This is a genomic window from Chitinophagaceae bacterium, assembly GCA_016717285.1.
Lineage (GTDB): Bacteria > Bacteroidota > Bacteroidia > Chitinophagales > UBA10324 > JACCZZ01.
This window is the reverse complement of sequence record JADKFU010000005.1, coordinates 894,690-911,170: the sequence shown is the minus strand read 5'-3', so window position 1 is coordinate 911,170 and position 16,481 is coordinate 894,690. Positions and strand designations below refer to the sequence as shown.

General features: G+C 39.2%; 13 protein-coding genes. 6 read left to right on the top strand and 7 right to left on the bottom strand.

Annotated features, from left to right (window positions below):
* Positions 1 to 2: 2 nt before the first annotated feature.
* From IPO83_13565 to IPO83_13555, 3 genes are all read right to left on the bottom strand, one after another.
* Positions 3 to 1,946, bottom strand: a complete 1,944-nt coding sequence (locus IPO83_13565; GenBank protein MBK9732285.1) for a menaquinone biosynthesis decarboxylase — start codon at positions 1,944 to 1,946, stop codon at positions 3 to 5.
* A 324-nt stretch (positions 1,947 to 2,270) separates the two neighbouring features.
* Positions 2,271 to 3,773 carry a hypothetical protein gene (locus IPO83_13560; GenBank protein MBK9732284.1) on the bottom strand — a complete coding sequence of 501 codons (1,503 nt, stop codon included), beginning with the start codon at positions 3,771 to 3,773 and terminating at the stop codon, positions 2,271 to 2,273.
* Between the two features lie 36 nt (positions 3,774 to 3,809).
* On the bottom strand, positions 3,810 to 5,252 hold the full coding sequence (locus tag IPO83_13555) for a hypothetical protein (protein MBK9732283.1): 1,443 nt from the start codon (positions 5,250 to 5,252) through the stop codon (positions 3,810 to 3,812).
* 118 nt (positions 5,253 to 5,370) lie between these two features.
* On the opposite strand from IPO83_13555, the gene IPO83_13550 reads away from it, so the two are divergent.
* Entirely contained in the window at positions 5,371 to 6,846 is a 1,476-nt protein-coding gene (locus IPO83_13550) for a proline--tRNA ligase (GenBank protein MBK9732282.1), read from the top strand.
* A gap of 12 nt (positions 6,847 to 6,858) precedes the next feature.
* Positions 6,859 to 7,401 carry a hypothetical protein gene (locus IPO83_13545; protein ID MBK9732281.1) on the top strand — a complete coding sequence of 181 codons (543 nt, stop codon included), beginning with the start codon at positions 6,859 to 6,861 and terminating at the stop codon, positions 7,399 to 7,401.
* A 12-nt stretch (positions 7,402 to 7,413) separates the two neighbouring features.
* Here the strand turns inward: IPO83_13545 and IPO83_13540 are convergent, their stop codons facing one another.
* The gene (locus IPO83_13540) at positions 7,414 to 8,538 is read right to left on the bottom strand and encodes an AI-2E family transporter (GenBank protein MBK9732280.1); all 1,125 of its coding nucleotides are present in this window, start codon (positions 8,536 to 8,538) and stop codon (positions 7,414 to 7,416) included.
* Between the two features lie 262 nt (positions 8,539 to 8,800).
* On the opposite strand from IPO83_13540, the gene lepA reads away from it, so the two are divergent.
* From lepA to IPO83_13520, 4 genes are all read left to right on the top strand, one after another.
* A complete protein-coding gene (lepA, locus tag IPO83_13535; GenBank protein MBK9732279.1) occupies positions 8,801 to 10,591 on the top strand; it encodes an elongation factor 4 in 1,791 nt (596 codons plus the stop codon).
* A 73-nt stretch (positions 10,592 to 10,664) separates the two neighbouring features.
* Complete coding sequence (gene folD / locus IPO83_13530) at positions 10,665 to 11,543, top strand: bifunctional methylenetetrahydrofolate dehydrogenase/methenyltetrahydrofolate cyclohydrolase FolD (GenBank protein MBK9732278.1); 879 nt, start codon at positions 10,665 to 10,667, stop codon at positions 11,541 to 11,543.
* 140 nt (positions 11,544 to 11,683) lie between these two features.
* Positions 11,684 to 12,265, top strand: a complete 582-nt coding sequence (locus IPO83_13525) for a 7-carboxy-7-deazaguanine synthase QueE (GenBank protein MBK9732277.1) — start codon at positions 11,684 to 11,686, stop codon at positions 12,263 to 12,265.
* Positions 12,266 to 12,443: 178 nt separating this feature from the next.
* The gene (locus tag IPO83_13520) at positions 12,444 to 14,228 is read left to right on the top strand and encodes a PD40 domain-containing protein (GenBank protein MBK9732276.1); all 1,785 of its coding nucleotides are present in this window, start codon (positions 12,444 to 12,446) and stop codon (positions 14,226 to 14,228) included.
* A gap of 32 nt (positions 14,229 to 14,260) precedes the next feature.
* Here the strand turns inward: IPO83_13520 and IPO83_13515 are convergent, their stop codons facing one another.
* The 3 genes from IPO83_13515 to kdsA all read right to left on the bottom strand — a co-directional run bounded on the left by IPO83_13515 (position 14,261) and on the right by kdsA (position 16,410).
* Positions 14,261 to 15,190, bottom strand: a complete 930-nt coding sequence (locus tag IPO83_13515) for a DoxX family membrane protein (protein MBK9732275.1) — start codon at positions 15,188 to 15,190, stop codon at positions 14,261 to 14,263.
* Positions 15,191 to 15,249: 59 nt separating this feature from the next.
* Positions 15,250 to 15,456, bottom strand: a complete 207-nt coding sequence (locus IPO83_13510) for a hypothetical protein (GenBank protein MBK9732274.1) — start codon at positions 15,454 to 15,456, stop codon at positions 15,250 to 15,252.
* A 138-nt stretch (positions 15,457 to 15,594) separates the two neighbouring features.
* The gene (gene kdsA / locus IPO83_13505) at positions 15,595 to 16,410 is read right to left on the bottom strand and encodes a 3-deoxy-8-phosphooctulonate synthase (protein MBK9732273.1); all 816 of its coding nucleotides are present in this window, start codon (positions 16,408 to 16,410) and stop codon (positions 15,595 to 15,597) included.
* Positions 16,411 to 16,481: the final 71 nt, after the last annotated feature.

Here is a 16,481-nt window from a genome sequence, read left to right as displayed (position 1 = left end):
CATTACTCCACAACTACTGCACCGCCCTTATATAATTGCGAACGATATTTTAAAGATGGCGATGTGAGCAGAGGGCCAAGTGGAAGAGTTGACCATTTAGCATCAATCTTCTGAATAGTTTCTTTATCCATGCAAATAATATTTGGCCATTCACGATCGAAGTTATCGTACTCTCTGGTTTTACGGGTTCCGTCAAAACCAATATGTGAGATCGATGAATCATCAGCTGCGGCAACCACAAAACTATCACGTCTCGGGTCTATGTTATTGCTCCATCGCCATATCACGGAAGCAATGTCACTCGCAGCTACACCATGCTCCACATAAATGATAAACTTCACTTCCTTTAATCCTGTTTCGTGAAATAATTTTTCATTCAATTCACGAATGTGATTTTTCCTGTTTTTTTGAACAGCGATAAAAACTACGGAAATCTTTTTTTCAACTAGTGATGTATTTATACTTTTAATTTCAGGATATGAAATCCTGATTGTTTCATTCAATTCCGTTGTCCATGCAGAGAAAGCCTTCACATCATTTTCAAATAAAAAAGTTCTGAGCATCCCTTTAAGGGAAGAACGTTGCTCTTCCTCAAATTTTCTTGTCGCATCAATGCACATTTTTCCACCAAATGAAAATTTTGAACAGGAATGATCCAGCACATCCATGGGACCTTGCGCGAAAAAAATATCATGTTGCGGATCGACATTTAAGGACAGCACCTTAGCGACAGCTTCATAATCCTGTATATCCACTTCTTCATCCACCACCACCAACATCTTATTAAACATCATCTGGCCCGCGCCCCACATGGCATTGGTTACCTTTTGCGCTTGTCCGGGGTAGTCCTTTTTTATTTTCACGATAGTGAGATTGTGAAACACGCCTTCAATCGGAAGCTCCATATCAACGATTTCAGGTATAAGTGTCATTTTGATCGGCGCAAGAAAAATTCTTTCAGTTGCCTTTCCAAGCCATGCATCTTCCTGTGGTGGTATTCCGACAATAGTGGAAGGATAAATAGCATTCTTTTTATGTGTGATGCAGGTGATATGAAATTTAGGATAATAATCAGCAAGCGAATAATATCCGGTATGATCACCAAAGGGCCCTTCCAGTATGTTATCTTCTTCAGGGTCTACATATCCCTCGATAATAATATCGGCATCAGCAGGCACTTCCATTTCGTTCGTCAGGCATTTCACCAGTTCCACTTTCTTCTTGCGAAGAAAACCGGCCAGCATATATTCATCAACATTTTCAGGAAGTGGTGCAGTGGCAGCATAAGTGTAGACAGGATCACCGCCTAAAGCAACTGCAACGGGCATTCTCTTCTTTAATTTTTTATATTCATTAAAATGTTTCGCAGAAACTTTGTGTTTGTGCCAGTGCATGCCTGTAAGTGTTGGTCCAAAAACCTGCATGCGATACATGCCAACATTACGAATTCCAGTATTTGGATCTTTTGTATTGATCACCGGTAGTGTTAAAAAAGGACCGCCATCTTCAGGCCAGCATGTCATTACAGGAAGTTTGGTGATATCCGGAATTTGCATCACTACTTCCTGGCATTCACCTCTTCCCGATTTTACTTTGGGCATCCAGGAAGCTAATTGGGAAAGCTTAGGGAGCATCATCAGCTTTTCAAGAATGTTATCCTTCGGTTTCATTAGTGATTTAAATAACTGATCAATTTCATTTGCGATATTGTCAAGATCGGTTACTCCCAGCGCCATGCAAATACGTTTTCGAGAGCCAAATGCATTAATCAGCAAAGGAAATTCAGTACCAGTATTTTCAAACAGGATAGCCGGTCCGTCATTCTTTGAAAGCCGGTCTATAACTTCAGTTATTTCCAGGTGAGGGTCAACAAATTCCTTAATACGGATAAGTTCTCCTGCTTTTTCTAATTCATCCACAAAATGCTGCAATGATCTGTATGCCATTCAATAAATTTTAGGTGAAACAAAATTAGGGAAAAGAAGTTGCGAACAATTTTTAGAGAGAATAAAATATATGTAGTTTGGTCTAATGCCGAACCAACAGATGACAATAAGACTGAAACCAATTCCTATACGTAAGTGATTGAACTATTAGTGAGCCCAGGAATAATGCCTGGCAAATTGCATTTTCAATAACCCTAAATTTATCATAGGGAATATCCAGTTTCATAATCTCTTGAAAACGGAATTTTTAAGTGCGGGATTATTCCTCAAATAGGAAAACCTCGCAGGCATCCCGCAAGCGAGGTTTTCTTTGTTAAATTTTCTTTAAAATTTATATGCAAGCGAAACAACAACATTGCCGCTATTGTTATTAATTCCTACGCCAGGCACAAATTGCGAGTCAAGTGAATAAGGCTGATAAAATTGTTTTGTTGAGGTATGAATATATGCAGCATCTATTGAAACCTTATCTAACTTAATTCCGAAACCTCCGCTGATATTAATTTTACTGTAGTCATAGTCTTCCGTAGCAACGCCTGGTTTGAAAGGAGATCCATAATATCCAAATCCGGCCCTGAAACGGAAAATATCGTATACAAGTTCTCCACCCACCCTGATATTTGATGCAGACCCGTATTTCAATTTGATAGATTGATTTATTGAAGATTCAATTGCCTGTTCGCCGGAAGGAGCATACTTATTGAAATTATAATGCATCGAAGCATAATCCATAAATTCATAGTCCACTGAAATAAATCCATACTGCTTAAAGAATATTGCCATGCTAGCGATAGCTCTCCAGGGAGTAACTAATGCATAGTCATATACTCCATAAGGCGTGGAATAAGAATCACCCTGCGTAGTGTCAAGCTGAGCATTAATATATGAACTGTATTCATCATGCAAATAATAAATGGTAGGTGAATGAAAGGCTCCTCCAAATCTTACCCAGTCATTAACTCTGTACGCAAGACCGAACTTTCCATTGAATCCTATACCATAGGAGGAAACATTATCGTAGAGTTGAAAATTGGAAAAATTAGAAATCGAATTATTGACATCAGTTTCTACATAAGAAGAAGTAGACGTGTAATGAAGTGATGGCATCCCAAAAGTTGCACCTATAAAAAGCTTGTCATCATAATTAGAACCTAAAGTAAATACATATTCTGTTGCCGATCCGTCTTCTTCAATGAGCTTATCCTGCATAACCTGTCCATGAGGTATAACGCTGCTATAAAAATTAGTATCAGAAACATCAGGGTTTACCAGGTAGGACTCCCAGGCAAGTGCCGAAGAAAAGGGGTAGGTATTAGTTATTTGCGAAGGTGCAATTCCCCCTCCTGCATTCAATTCCTGGAGGTATGTATCAATCAGTGAATTGTCTTCATTAAACCCACGATAATAAGTGGATTTATTAAAATCATTTGTGCGGTTTGCGCCGAAACCAAAATTAAGTCGTTTCCATTTATTGTCAATTTGCTTCCTTGTAAGATCTGATGAAAAAACAACACCGAAATTACTTACATTGAATTTAGATGCAGATGCATTATTTAGAATGTTTTGGAAGTTTGAGGTTGAATTTGTCCATGCTACAGAAGCGGAGAAACTCATTTCAGAACTCCTGTAAAGACCAATACCTGCAGGATTAAAACTCAGTGAACCAAAATCGGCACCTAATGCTCCGAATGCACCACCAACACCTACAAAACGAGCCGTTCCACCGATTGTATATTGTGAAAAACGAAGCGCATCTTCATCTGATTGAGCATAGATAAAAAGTGGTAGACAAAACATCATACCTATGGCTGACAACATCTTTTTCATGACTAAATTTTAAGTTAATTAGGAAAGTACAATCCTTTACTTTCTGTGAGTACTGCTATTAGAACTTCTGTTAGTTCCTAAAGAGGGAGCATTAGAATTACTATGTTGGTTATAGCTTCTTCCTGCATTGTTTCCATTATTAGTGTTTGTGGGCGAGCGATCTGCTTTAATATTTAAATTGGAAGGCTGGTTGCTTTTAAATAACTTTTCATAATTCAACGTCTTCTGCTTTTGGGGTGCCTGCGCAATTATATTTTGTTTCGACCTGCCATCAGGCATAGCATTGATTACAGATTTCTGCATAGCTGCATCATTTACGCTCAGGGCTGATTTCTCAGTTTGAAAAGATTGATTTTCAAAATTAGCATGACTAGTTCCACGATTATTTGCTGCATTAATAGCGGCATTTGAACTCTGTTGCTGTTGTAACAATGGTGGCAACGCAGATGAATTAGTACGTGGGCGGTTTTCCTGATTATTCTGTCTTACCGGAACATTTGCAGGTGAAATAGAATGCGTAGCAGGAACATTAGTTTTTATTCCATCAGAATTATCCGGCAAAGCAAGGTCTCTACCAGTTGTATTTTTTATTACACCTGAACCTGAAGGGGAATTATTCTGAATGGTTGTATTCCTTTTGATATCCGTAACTCCAATCACTCCTCCCGTTTTAACCGGCGAAACAATGCCTCCATCAGCATTAGAAACATTTATGGAAGCCGGCGTAACATTGAGACCAGAACCATTTGAAGTATTACTCAGACCACCATTCACATCACCATCATATTTGTATTGACGACCATCACCATCATTTGATGTATTGCTGCTTGAGGAACCGTGAGGACCGTAATATGTATTATTTCCATATCCGGAGCCGTAACCATACCCATCACCATAGTACCCTCCACCATAGTAACCACCTCCACAATAGCCACCTCCATAATAGCCACAACCACTGTAACCATAATATGGATTATAGTAAGGATTATAGCCGTAGTAATAAGGAGAATACCATGGATTATAAGAATAATAAGGGTAATAATATGGATTATACCAACTGCTTCCCCAACCAAAACCGAACGAAATGGAAGCACCGAAGCCGCCCATTGAATAAAACGGACTGAAATAACTGAATCCTAATGATGGACCATACCAGTGACTCAAATCAGAGGAATAACTGTTTTGATTACCATAGAAATCATAATTCTGACCTTCATAATAATTGTTTGTTATATAGTTTGTTCCATTTTCATCAATATACTTATCAGTCGTAGAATAGTCAGGATTAGGATTTGTTTGTTCATCCTGATACTTAACAGATGGATCAGTTGTGTAAGTTTCTGCTGGCGCGCTTAAAGACGATTCAGTTTTTGCAACATATAAATCATCACCTTGCACTGATGATTGCATTTTATTTCCGCTCGAACAAGAAGCCAGAAAAATTACAGAAGCAGAAGTTAGAAGCAATGCCGTTCTCATATCATTTGAATTTAGAACTGTGACTTTAGTAAACCAGAAAAGTTTAACAAGGAAAAGAGTATTAAAAAAATGAGCTATTTTTCCGATCATTATCCAACTAGTATGCCAAAAGTACGACATGAGTAAGGAAATAACAAACAGAAAGGACGACTATTCCCAGTGGTACAACGACCTTGTGATAAAGGGAGGATTAGCTGATTATTCTGCAGTACGCGGATGTATGGTGATCAAACCCTACGGTTATGCAATTTGGGAAATGATGCAATCGGTATTGGATCGGATGTTCAAAGAAACCGGTCACCAAAATGCTTATTTTCCATTATTTATTCCGAAAAGTTTTCTTGCTAAAGAAGCCGCTCACATTGAAGGATTTGCAAAAGAGTGTGCTGTGGTAACCCATTACAGGTTAATGAATGATCCAAACGGGAAAGGAGTAATTGTAGATCCTGATGCCAAATTGGAAGAAGAGTTGATTGTAAGACCTACTTCAGAAACCATCATCTGGAATGCATATAAAGGATGGATTAAATCTTACCGGGATCTTCCATTGCTGATCAATCAATGGGCGAATGTTGTTCGTTGGGAAATGCGCACGCGCTTATTTCTTCGGACAACCGAATTTCTCTGGCAGGAAGGACACACTGCACATGCTACCAGCGAAGAAGCCCTGGCTGAATCACGCACTATGCTTGATGTCTATGCATCATTTGCTGAAGATTGGATGGCATTGCCTGTGATTAAAGGTGTAAAGACCGCTAACGAACGTTTTGCAGGTGCGGAAGAAACCTTCTGCATTGAAGCGCTTGTTCAGGATGGCAAAGCAATACAGGCAGGTACGTCACATTTTCTTGGACAAAATTTCGCCAAAGCATTCGATGTAACATTCACCAATAATGAAAACCAATCCGAATTCGTTTGGGCAACGTCTTGGGGCGTTTCTACAAGACTGATCGGAACACTTATCATGGCACATTCTGATGATAAAGGTTTGGTGTTACCTCCAAAAATGGCTCCTATACAAGTGGTTATTGTTCCTATTGTGAAAACTGCAGAGCAGTTACAACTGATCGATGAAAAAGTTTTTTCAATAAAACAATCACTTCAATCAAAAGGCGTAAGTGTAAAGTACGATAATGATGATAAACAAAAACCAGGATGGAAGTTTGCTGAATATGAATTGAAGGGTGTTCCCGTACGTATTGCCATTGGCCCACGCGATTTAGAAAACGGAACAGTGGAAATTGCGCGCAGAGATACATTCGCTAAGTCCACAGTCAGTATGGAAGGATTAAGTGAAACGATATTGAAATTGCTTGATGAAATTCAGCAAAATATTTATGACAAGGCGCTTGCTTTCCGAAATGCAATGATCACCCGCGTGAATTCTTTCGAGGAGTTTAAATATACACTTGATGAAAAAGGTGGTTTTATTTCAGCTCATTGGGATGGCACTTCGGAGACGGAAAATAAAATAAAGGATGAAACGAAAGCAACCATAAGATGTATCCCCTTGAATAATCCATCTGAGGAAGGTACATGCATCTATTCAGGAAAGCCATCAACACAAAGGGTGCTTTTTGCCCGTGCTTATTAAACTTATTTTTTTATGTCTGAAAAAACGGTAGGCATAGGTTCAAGAGTTCAACATCCGAAGTTTGGATTAGGTGTTGTTACAGGCGTTCGTCTGACTACTTACCTCATCACATTCATGGAAGCAGGTCAGCACGAGGTGAATCAATTCGACGAACAATTGGAAATAATTGATGCGGTTGAGATTTCATCAGAAATAGAAACCCTCTCCGAAGTTGAAAAATCATTGTTGGGCATACTGAAAAAATGGGCTGATATTCAGGAAGTTGTTCCCCTTGGTGAGCGCTGGATCGGAGGATCCATGATTCTAAAACCTGTTGATGCTAAACTGCAATCCAAAGAAATTCCGATTGAGGCATTCTTTCATAAGATTGTGATGTTGAGAGACCGGTTGCGGGTGCTGGAACAAAATATCAATAGCCATTCAAAACTCACTGACGAGGAAAAGGTGAACCTTCAACAATATATTACCCGCATCTACGGAACGCTTACCACTTTTAATGTCCTGTTCAGAAATAAAGAACATCAGTTTATTGGTGAGAAGGGAAAACAGGACTGAATTCAGTGGAAATCATTTTGCCTCTTTCCTATCATTACTCTTTCGCATTTCAAGCCGCATTTTTTTAGCAAGCACAGATCGTTTCGGTGTCTCATCCTCTCCTATAAGAAAACCGAATGGTTTCAATTGATCTACATTATCGAAAACAATTTTTGCAATTCCGAGTAGCGGAATAAAAAGTATCATACCGGCAACTCCCCAAACCAAATTTCCAATCAGAATAACACCCACTGTAGCAAGTGCATTGATTTTTACCTGCGAGCCCGTAATGCGCGGGGTAAGGAAATTATTGTCTATAAACTGATTAAAAAGGAACACTCCCAACACACCAATAGGATAAAAGAAACTTTCTTTTGTTATCAATGCCAGTATGATCGGAAGACCTGCCCCAATCCATACGCCTATGTAAGGAATGATATTTAAAATGGCGGCCAGCACTCCAAAGAAAATAGCATTCTGAATTCCCAAAAGCAAAAGTCCAACTGAGTTAAGTACAGACATGATGGCCATAACAATCACTACACCTGTAAGATATTGTCTGGTTACTTTGGTGATTTCCTCTATCACTTGAGCTGCTTTGTCATGGTGACCTTTATCAATAAGTCCCAGGAAAAATCCTTTAATGCGTTGACGGTACAAAAGGAATAAAATAAAATGTAAAATCATGATTCCAAAGGCGGCCAGTGTGCCTCCGGTTGACAATAATATACCGGTGCCCCATTTATCAGCAGTCGATAATATGTTGGTGGTTTCTTTATCAATAAATTCCATCTGGTTTTCTACCGTGAAGCCAGAAACCTGTTGCACAAAAGCCTGAAAATCGGTGAACTTATCCCTGAGTTGCTGTTCAATGGTGGGTAAGTCTTTCATGAAGTTCACAACCTGCACTGAAATCAGTGTAATTATTCCTCCCAGAATCACCAAGATCACCAATAAGGAAATTACAATTGCAAGCACTCGGGGGAACCGCCATTTCTCCAACAACCTGTTAAGTGGCAACATCAGCATAGCTAATAATGCTGCAAACGTTGCAGGAATAAGATAAAAGCTCAGTTCATTTAAAATAACAAATGAAAGCACAAGGAACAGTAGAGCAAGTACATACAATGCAATTCTGGGAAGTCTGGCTGTATTCATGGTGAAAAAATAACGGATTAGTTCCAACTGGCCAAAAATTGAAATTCTGTAGCTGCAAATTACATCTGATCTTTCCAGGTAGCTGATTTAATTTTATCATCTGGATTAAATAATTTATATGATTTTCACGTCCTCTCCGAAAATTAGGTTAGGGAAAAGATTCCGATTAGTCGAAGTTGGAAGGCCTTTAACTTGTAAATTGTAACCCACGTCACAAAACTCTTCTTTCCGCATCCCGAATTCAAAAGCTATCTTTGGCGCCGTGAAAAACATTCGGAACTTCTGCATCATAGCACATATTGACCATGGAAAAAGCACTATGGCTGACAGATTATTGGAAAAGACCAAGACGATTACAGAACGGCAGATGATGAACCAGGTGCTGGACGACATGGATCTTGAGAGAGAGAAAGGTATTACCATAAAGAGTCACGCCATTCAAATGTTGTATGAGCTGAAGGGTGAAAAATATGTACTAAACCTTATTGACACACCAGGACATGTGGATTTTAGTTATGAAGTGTCGAGGGCAATAGCTTCCTGCGAAGGTGCATTATTGTTAGTAGACGCGTCACAGGGAATTCAGGCACAAACTATTTCGAATCTTTACCTGGCAATAGACAGCAATCTCGAAATCATTCCGATTGTCAACAAAATTGATATGGATGGCGCCATGATTGAAGAAACGTGTGATCAGATCGTGGATCTTATTGGTTGCAAACGAGAAGATATTTTACTTGCCAGTGGAAAAACAGGGTTAGGAATAGACGAAGTGCTGGAAAACATTGTACATCGCATACCTGCTCCAAGTGGCGATCCAAAAGCGCCACTGCAGGCATTGGTATTCGATTCTGTCTTTAATTCGTACCGTGGTGTTATTGTTTACTACCGGATTTTTAGCGGAGAACTTAGAAAGAATGACCAGGTAAAATTTTTCAATGCCGGAAGTGAATATGTGGCGGAAGAAATCGGTGTTTTACTATTGGAGCGTTCACCACGAGAGATCGTTAAAACCGGCGATGTAGGTTACATCATTACCGGTATAAAAGACGCCAGCGAAGTGAAAGTCGGCGACACGCTCACACTAAAAAATAATCCCTGCAAAGACTCCATTCATGGTTTTGAAGAAGTTAAACCCATGGTGTTTGCAGGGGTGTATCCGGTGGATACGGATGACTACGAAGAATTGCGCGATTCAATGGAAAAACTCCGTTTGAATGATGCCTCTTTGACTTTTGAACCTGAGTCTTCATTGGCATTAGGATTTGGATTTCGTTGCGGATTTCTTGGGATGCTTCACCTCGAAATCATCCAGGAACGGCTTGACAGGGAATTTGATATGCCGGTGATCACCACAGTGCCCAACGTTTCCTACCATTCATACACCACGGATGGTAATATGAAGATTGTAAATAATCCCAGTGATCTTGAAGATCCGACTAAACTGGAACGTGTGGAAGAGCCATATATCAAAGCACAAGTGATTACAAAACCAGAATATCTTGGTTCAATTATGTCACTATGCATTGGTAAAAGAGGCATGTTAAAAAATCAATCCTACCTTACTCCTTCCCGTGTGGAAGTTACTTTTGAAATGCCGCTGGCAGAAATCGTATTTGATTTTTATGATAAGCTCAAGTCTATTTCTAAAGGATACGCTTCATTCGATTACCATCCTATCGGATATCGTCCAGGCGATCTTGTTAAATTGGACATCAAGCTGAACAGTGAAAATGTAGATGCCCTTTCTGCACTTATTCATAAGGATCGTGCTTACGATTTTGGCAGAAGGATTTGCGAAAAATTGAAGGAACTGCTTCCAAGGCAACAATTTGTAATTGCGATTCAGGCAGCTATTGGTCAAAAAATTATAGCACGTGAAACCATTTCTGCTTTGCGCAAAGATGTAATTGCTAAATGTTATGGAGGTGATATCAGCAGGAAAAGAAAACTTCTTGAAAAGCAAAAGAAAGGCAAGAAACGCATGCGTCAGATTGGTAATGTAGAAGTGCCTCAGTCCGCATTTTTAGCGGTATTAAAACTTGAAGATTGATCACTATGTTTCAGCTAATATCACGTTACAATTAATGTATGGCAACTGTTATCGCTAATTAATAATTCATTGTATGCAGTTACTCGACGGAAAGCAACTTTCGATTAAGCTTCAGGAAGAAATTGCCTCAGAGGTTCAACAACTGAAAACATCAGGTAAAAAGACACCACATCTTGCAGCAGTACTTGTAGGAAGTAATGCGGCCAGTCAATCTTATGTAAATTCAAAAATAAAGGCCTGCGAAAGAGTAGGATTCAAATCAACCTTGCTGCAATTCAACCCTGATATTACTGAAAACGAATTGGTGAGTTCAGTTCAACAACTGAACCAGGACCCTGACGTGGACGGAATTTTAGTGCAGCTACCACTTCCATCGCATGTGAATGAAGAAATAATAACCGAAGCAATTTCTCCGGAAAAGGATGTGGATGGATTTCATCCGGTTAACATTGGAAGAATGGTGAAAGGATTACCAGCTCATCTGCCGGCAACGCCTTATGGAATCCTACTTCTACTGGAGCGATACAAGATCGAAACCGCAGGGAAAAATTGCGTGGTAGTTGGAAGAAGTAATATTGTTGGCACACCCATCAGCATTTTGCTTTCGAGGAATAACAATCCCGGAAATTGCACAGTGACGATTGCTCACAGCAAAACAAAAAACCTTCCTGAAATTTGCATCGGAGCTGATATTTTAATTGCTGCAATCGGACGCCCTGATTTCATCAAAGCTGAATGGATAAAAGAGGGTGCAGTTGTAATTGATGTAGGAATAAACCGTGTGGAGGATCCTTCAAAAAAATCCGGATTCCGGTTAAAAGGTGATGTTGATTTTGATAATGCTGCATCAAAGTGCAGTTACATCACTCCGGTACCTGGTGGCGTCGGTCCGCTTACAATTGCTGCATTGATGATGAATACTTTAAACGCAGTAAAGTCAAAATATCAATAAGATATTCACTCATCAATCCCAATTTGCACATTCATTTACTATTGAGAGTTAGCATCACATTGCGGATCAGCTATTTTACAACCATCAGAACATAAATGACTACGTCGTCCCTGTATCCCGCTCCATCTCTGCTTCCAGTCATGGAGCATTTTTATACCATCCAGGGCGAGGGTTTTCACCAGGGGAAAGCGGCCAGTTTTATACGACTGGCTGGATGCGATGTGGGATGTGTGTGGTGCGATGTTAAAGATTCATGGGATGCATCAAAGCACCCTGTAATGAGTGTTGACGAAATCGCTGCATCCGTTGTTCGGTGTCCTTCCAACATTTGTGTAGTAACCGGCGGAGAACCTTTGTTGTACAACCTTACAGCGCTTACAGAATCACTTCACTTGTTAAATAAAAAAACACATCTTGAGACTTCCGGAACTTATCCGCTAACAGGTTTTTGGGATTGGATCTGTCTTTCTCCCAAAAAATTTAAGTCACCACTTCCTGAAATTTTACCGCTTGCAAACGAGCTGAAAATAATTGTATACAACAAAAGTGATTTCCAATGGGCAGAAACGTATGGCGCTGAAATGAATGCAACTTGCCAGCGGTATCTTCAACCTGAATGGAGCAAAGAGAAAGAAATGATGCCATTGATAGTTGAATACATTAAACAACATCCTGAATGGAATATTTCCCTGCAAATTCATAAGTACATGGATATTCCGTAAATACATCTCCTGTAAATAACCGTTAAAAGAATTCGTTCATCATTGCATGAAAAAATTGATTTTCCTTTTATTGACTTTTTTGCTGTCTCAATATGCCGTACGGGCTCAACATTATACTACTCTTAAAACTGCTCCCAAGAAGACAGTCCAGTCTTACAATGATGCTACAAGATTTATAATGACTGAAAATTATTCAGGCGCAATGAAGCAACTTCAGGATCTAACCGAAATTGATGCTGATTTTATTGATGGATGGCTATTGCTTGGTGAATTATATAAAGAAGAAGGTGACTTTGAGAAGGGGAAACTTGCGCTTGAAAAGACAGTTTTGCTTGGCCCCGATTATTCCTCCAAAGCTTACTACTTCCTTGCTGAATGCAACTGGAATTTGGATAATTATGACGACTGCATAATAGCGAGTGAGAAGTTTCTGACCTTTTCTGATATTTCCAGACAAAGAAAATTACAGGCAGAACAATTTATTGCAAACTCAAAGTTTGCTGCATTTGCCGTTAAGCATCCTGTCCCATTCGATCCTAAAAGTTTAGGTGACGCTGTGAATACTGATGCCCCGGAATATCTGCCATCTTTAACCGGCGATGAAAAAACGATTGTATTTACAAGAAGAATCGGAAATGGAAGAAATGCAAATGAAGATTTTTTTCAGAGCGTGCAAAAGAATACAATATGGAGCAATACCCAACCACTGAATGGCATAAATTCGGCTTATAATGAAGGTGCCCAAAGCATGACTCCTGATGGAAGCATTATTTATTTTGTAGTCTGCGATAAACCCAATGGATATGGAAGTTGCGACATCTATTTCACTCAAAAAAAAGGCGTTCAATGGAGCGAACCCAGAAATGTGGGGGCACCTGTTTGCACCAATGCCTGGGAAACACAACCAAGTATTTCGGCTGATGGCAAAATATTATTTTTTACGAGCACGCGCACCGGCGGCAAAGGAGGAAGCGATATCTGGATTTCAACCAAAGACAAAAATGGAAAATGGAGCAATCCGGTTAATGCAGGCGATTCAATTAACACCCCTCTGGATGAAAAGACGCCCTTTTTTCACTCAGATGGGATGACACTCTATTTTTCATCACCGGGACATCCGGGCATTGGGAAGGATGATATATTCTATTCGCGCAAAAAAGAAGACGGAAGCTGGAGCAGGGCTGTCAATATCGGATATCCGATCAATACAAAAAATGATGAAAACAGTCTTATTGTTTCATTAGACGGTAAACATGCTTACTTCGCCTCAGATCGGTTTAAATTGAATCGTGATATGGATCTTTATTATTTTGATCTCTACAACGAAGCCCGCCCAAAACTGGTTACTTATGTCCGGGGCATTGTAACTGATGCAGCAGATGGGACACCTTTAGCGGCAGAACTTCAGTTAATTGATCTGGAGACTGGAATTATTTCAGGAGAAGCGACAGCAGATAGCCAATCAGGAAATTATTTAGTGAGCATCCCTACCGGGAAAAACTATGCAATGAATGTTTCAGCAAAAGGATATTTATTTTATTCCGAAAATTTTTCACTGAAGGACTTTATAAAAGAAGAACCATTTCAGCTCAATATTCAATTACAGGCAATAAAAACAGGCAGTACAGTTGTCTTGAAAAATATTTTTTTTGAAAGTGACTCTTACCTACTCAAAGATGAGTCGAAAGCTGAGTTGAATAAATTAACTGATCTGCTTCAACAAAATTCAACACTTAAGATTCAAATCAGCGGCCACACAGACAACCAGGGTACAGCAGCTTACAATCAATTACTTTCTGAAAATCGTGCAAAAACCGTTTATGATTATTTGGTAGTAAACGGCATCATAGCATCACGATTGACATACAAAGGTTATGGCGAAACAAAACCACTTCAAAATAATGATACGGAAACGGGAAAATCAGTGAACAGGAGAACAGAATTTACCGTTACGGGGCTTTAACCACCATTTACAGTTCAAGTTTCTAATTGTTGTTAAGGATTATTCAACCAATTTAATATTTCTTGTTCTTCAAGGCTGATGTATAGACTCTTTCTCACAACAATTCCATTGTCAATCCAATAAACCGTTGGAACATTTCCTCCTGTAATTCTGGCGAATGGTTCGCCCAACAAAATCGTGTAGGGTACATTCCCGGATTTTGTCTCCTCAAAAAAGGGTTGCAAATTTTTTTGTTTACCATTTAATACCATGAAAAATGGAATATCCGGATGTCGCTTTTCTATTATATGCATTTTAAAAGCTGTGGTCTTACAATGAGGACAGGTTAAGCTAAAAAAAGCAACAATGTGCTTTCCGGATGAAAAATCAATAATATTTTTTTTGGAAACGGAATCATTAAAAATTAGTGATTGATCGAACGCGAAATTAACCGATTCGGGTTGACGATAGTTTGCTGCCATCAGATCAATCGGATTTAAAATAAATGGAAGTGCGATTGAAGTGATTAAAAATAACGGGGCAAGTAATTTTTTGAACCTCAGTGTAGAATCTTTATGAAAGACCTGGAGAAATATCGCAACAGTGATCAACAAAATGTTTTTAATTATAGATTCAAGAGGAGTCATTTGCAGATAAGTACCAAAGCAGCCGCAATTTCCATTATTACCTTCGCTGATAATTTGAATAAGCAGGTAACAAGTAAAAAAGACAAGCATACTCACAACAGCTTTCAGCGTAAAGGATTTAAGTGCAAGATTCACGATGAGAAAACATCCCAGTAAAAATTCAATGGAAATCAGGAAACGGGCAATAAAAGGAGCAGTATACCAGTTTCCAATTCCCAGTTCAATAAAGTTCAGCTCAAATGGTTCAATCGGATAGAGCTTAAGGTATCCCGAAAGAATAAAAACGAGCCCAAGAAATATACGAATGAACTGAGGGAAGTAGCTTATTATTTTCATAGGTAAAAAAAAAGGGCATTTTTTAAAGAATGCCCTCTTAAAAAATCAGGAATATGAAGTTATTCAAGGTTGCATGTAGCCGTAGGATCAACGATCTGGTAAGTTGCTCTGGCAGCGTCGCAAGTCGTTTCAGCATCATCTTTTGTAGAATTGGGAATCGAAACAGGAATAGTCGATCCTAAAACAGAACAATCACAAGTGTAATCTTTTTTGCAGGATGTTAGGCCGGCTAAAGAGATAGCGGCGAGAATAAGCATTCTTTTCATAATTGGAAATTTTTTAGGGTTAGTAATTATTTTTTTGCAAGATGTAGAGAAAGCTATATATATCCAAATTTCAAGATCACATTTATTTGCTATTAATTGTATTCAGGTATTTACTGAAGGTACCGGCAAACTCAATGTTTATGACGATTGTTCCTGAATCGCTTTTCTGATTCGAATCAGTTTCTTCAACAATTGTTCGAGTTGATCAAGAGGTATCATGTTTGCACCATCTGAAAGGGCATGTCCGGGATCGGGATGTGTTTCAATAAATAATCCATCAACACCCACAGCTACCGCAGCTTTTGCAATAGTTTCAATCATATGCGGAATGCCACCAGTTATCCCAGAAGATTGATTTGGCTTCTGAAGTGAATGAGTACAATCAAGCACAACAGGATACCCAAACTGTTGCATTAGTGGTATTCCCCTGAAGTCAACAATCAGATCCTGGTACCCAAAGGTTACACCTCTATCAGTAAGAATGATGTTGTCGTTACCAGCATCCTGCACCTTTTGTACTGCAAACTGCATTTGTTCCGGTGCAAGAAACTGACCTTTCTTTATATTGACATATTTTCCGGTTCTTGCCGCTGCTACCAGCAAATCTGTTTGCCTGCAAAGAAATGCGGGGATCTGTAACACATCCACAAACTGGGCTGCAAATGCGGCATCAGTAGTTTCATGGATATCCGTTAAAGTGGGGACATTAAACTCCTGACCTGCCTTTTTAAGAATGCCCAACGCTTTCTCATCCCCTATCCCTGTAAAGGAGTCAATTCGAGATCTGTTAGCTTTTTTGAATGATGATTTAAAAATGAAAGGAATTTCCAGTTCATTAGTAATTCTAACCAATTCCTTTGCAGTTTGCATAACGACGGCTTCACTTTCCACAACGCAAGGGCCGGCGATGAGGAAGAAATTGGAGGAGGGATGAAATTTAAATTTGGAGGTCATATCGTGAAGGTAGTAGATACAAGGAAAAACTAAAAAAATAAAGGAAAATTAAAAAGTCATTCATTTAAGAA

Bases quoted from the DNA above. Each gene is read 5' to 3' on its own strand.
- IPO83_13565 (MBK9732285.1), bottom strand. From the start codon at position 1,946: ATGGCATACAGATCATTGCAGCATTTTGTGGATGAATTAGAAAAAGCA.
- IPO83_13560 (MBK9732284.1), bottom strand. From the start codon at position 3,773: ATGAAAAAGATGTTGTCAGCCATAGGTATGATGTTTTGTCTACCACTT.
- IPO83_13555 (MBK9732283.1), bottom strand. From the start codon at position 5,252: ATGAGAACGGCATTGCTTCTAACTTCTGCTTCTGTAATTTTTCTGGCT.
- IPO83_13550 (MBK9732282.1), top strand. From the start codon at position 5,371: ATGAGTAAGGAAATAACAAACAGAAAGGACGACTATTCCCAGTGGTAC.
- IPO83_13545 (MBK9732281.1), top strand. From the start codon at position 6,859: ATGTCTGAAAAAACGGTAGGCATAGGTTCAAGAGTTCAACATCCGAAG.
- IPO83_13540 (MBK9732280.1), bottom strand. From the start codon at position 8,538: ATGAATACAGCCAGACTTCCCAGAATTGCATTGTATGTACTTGCTCTA.
- folD (MBK9732278.1), top strand. From the start codon at position 10,665: ATGCAGTTACTCGACGGAAAGCAACTTTCGATTAAGCTTCAGGAAGAA.
- IPO83_13525 (MBK9732277.1), top strand. From the start codon at position 11,684: ATGGAGCATTTTTATACCATCCAGGGCGAGGGTTTTCACCAGGGGAAA.
- IPO83_13520 (MBK9732276.1), top strand. From the start codon at position 12,444: ATGACTGAAAATTATTCAGGCGCAATGAAGCAACTTCAGGATCTAACC.
- IPO83_13515 (MBK9732275.1), bottom strand. From the start codon at position 15,190: ATGAAAATAATAAGCTACTTCCCTCAGTTCATTCGTATATTTCTTGGG.
- IPO83_13510 (MBK9732274.1), bottom strand. From the start codon at position 15,456: ATGAAAAGAATGCTTATTCTCGCCGCTATCTCTTTAGCCGGCCTAACA.
- kdsA (MBK9732273.1), bottom strand. From the start codon at position 16,410: ATGACCTCCAAATTTAAATTTCATCCCTCCTCCAATTTCTTCCTCATC.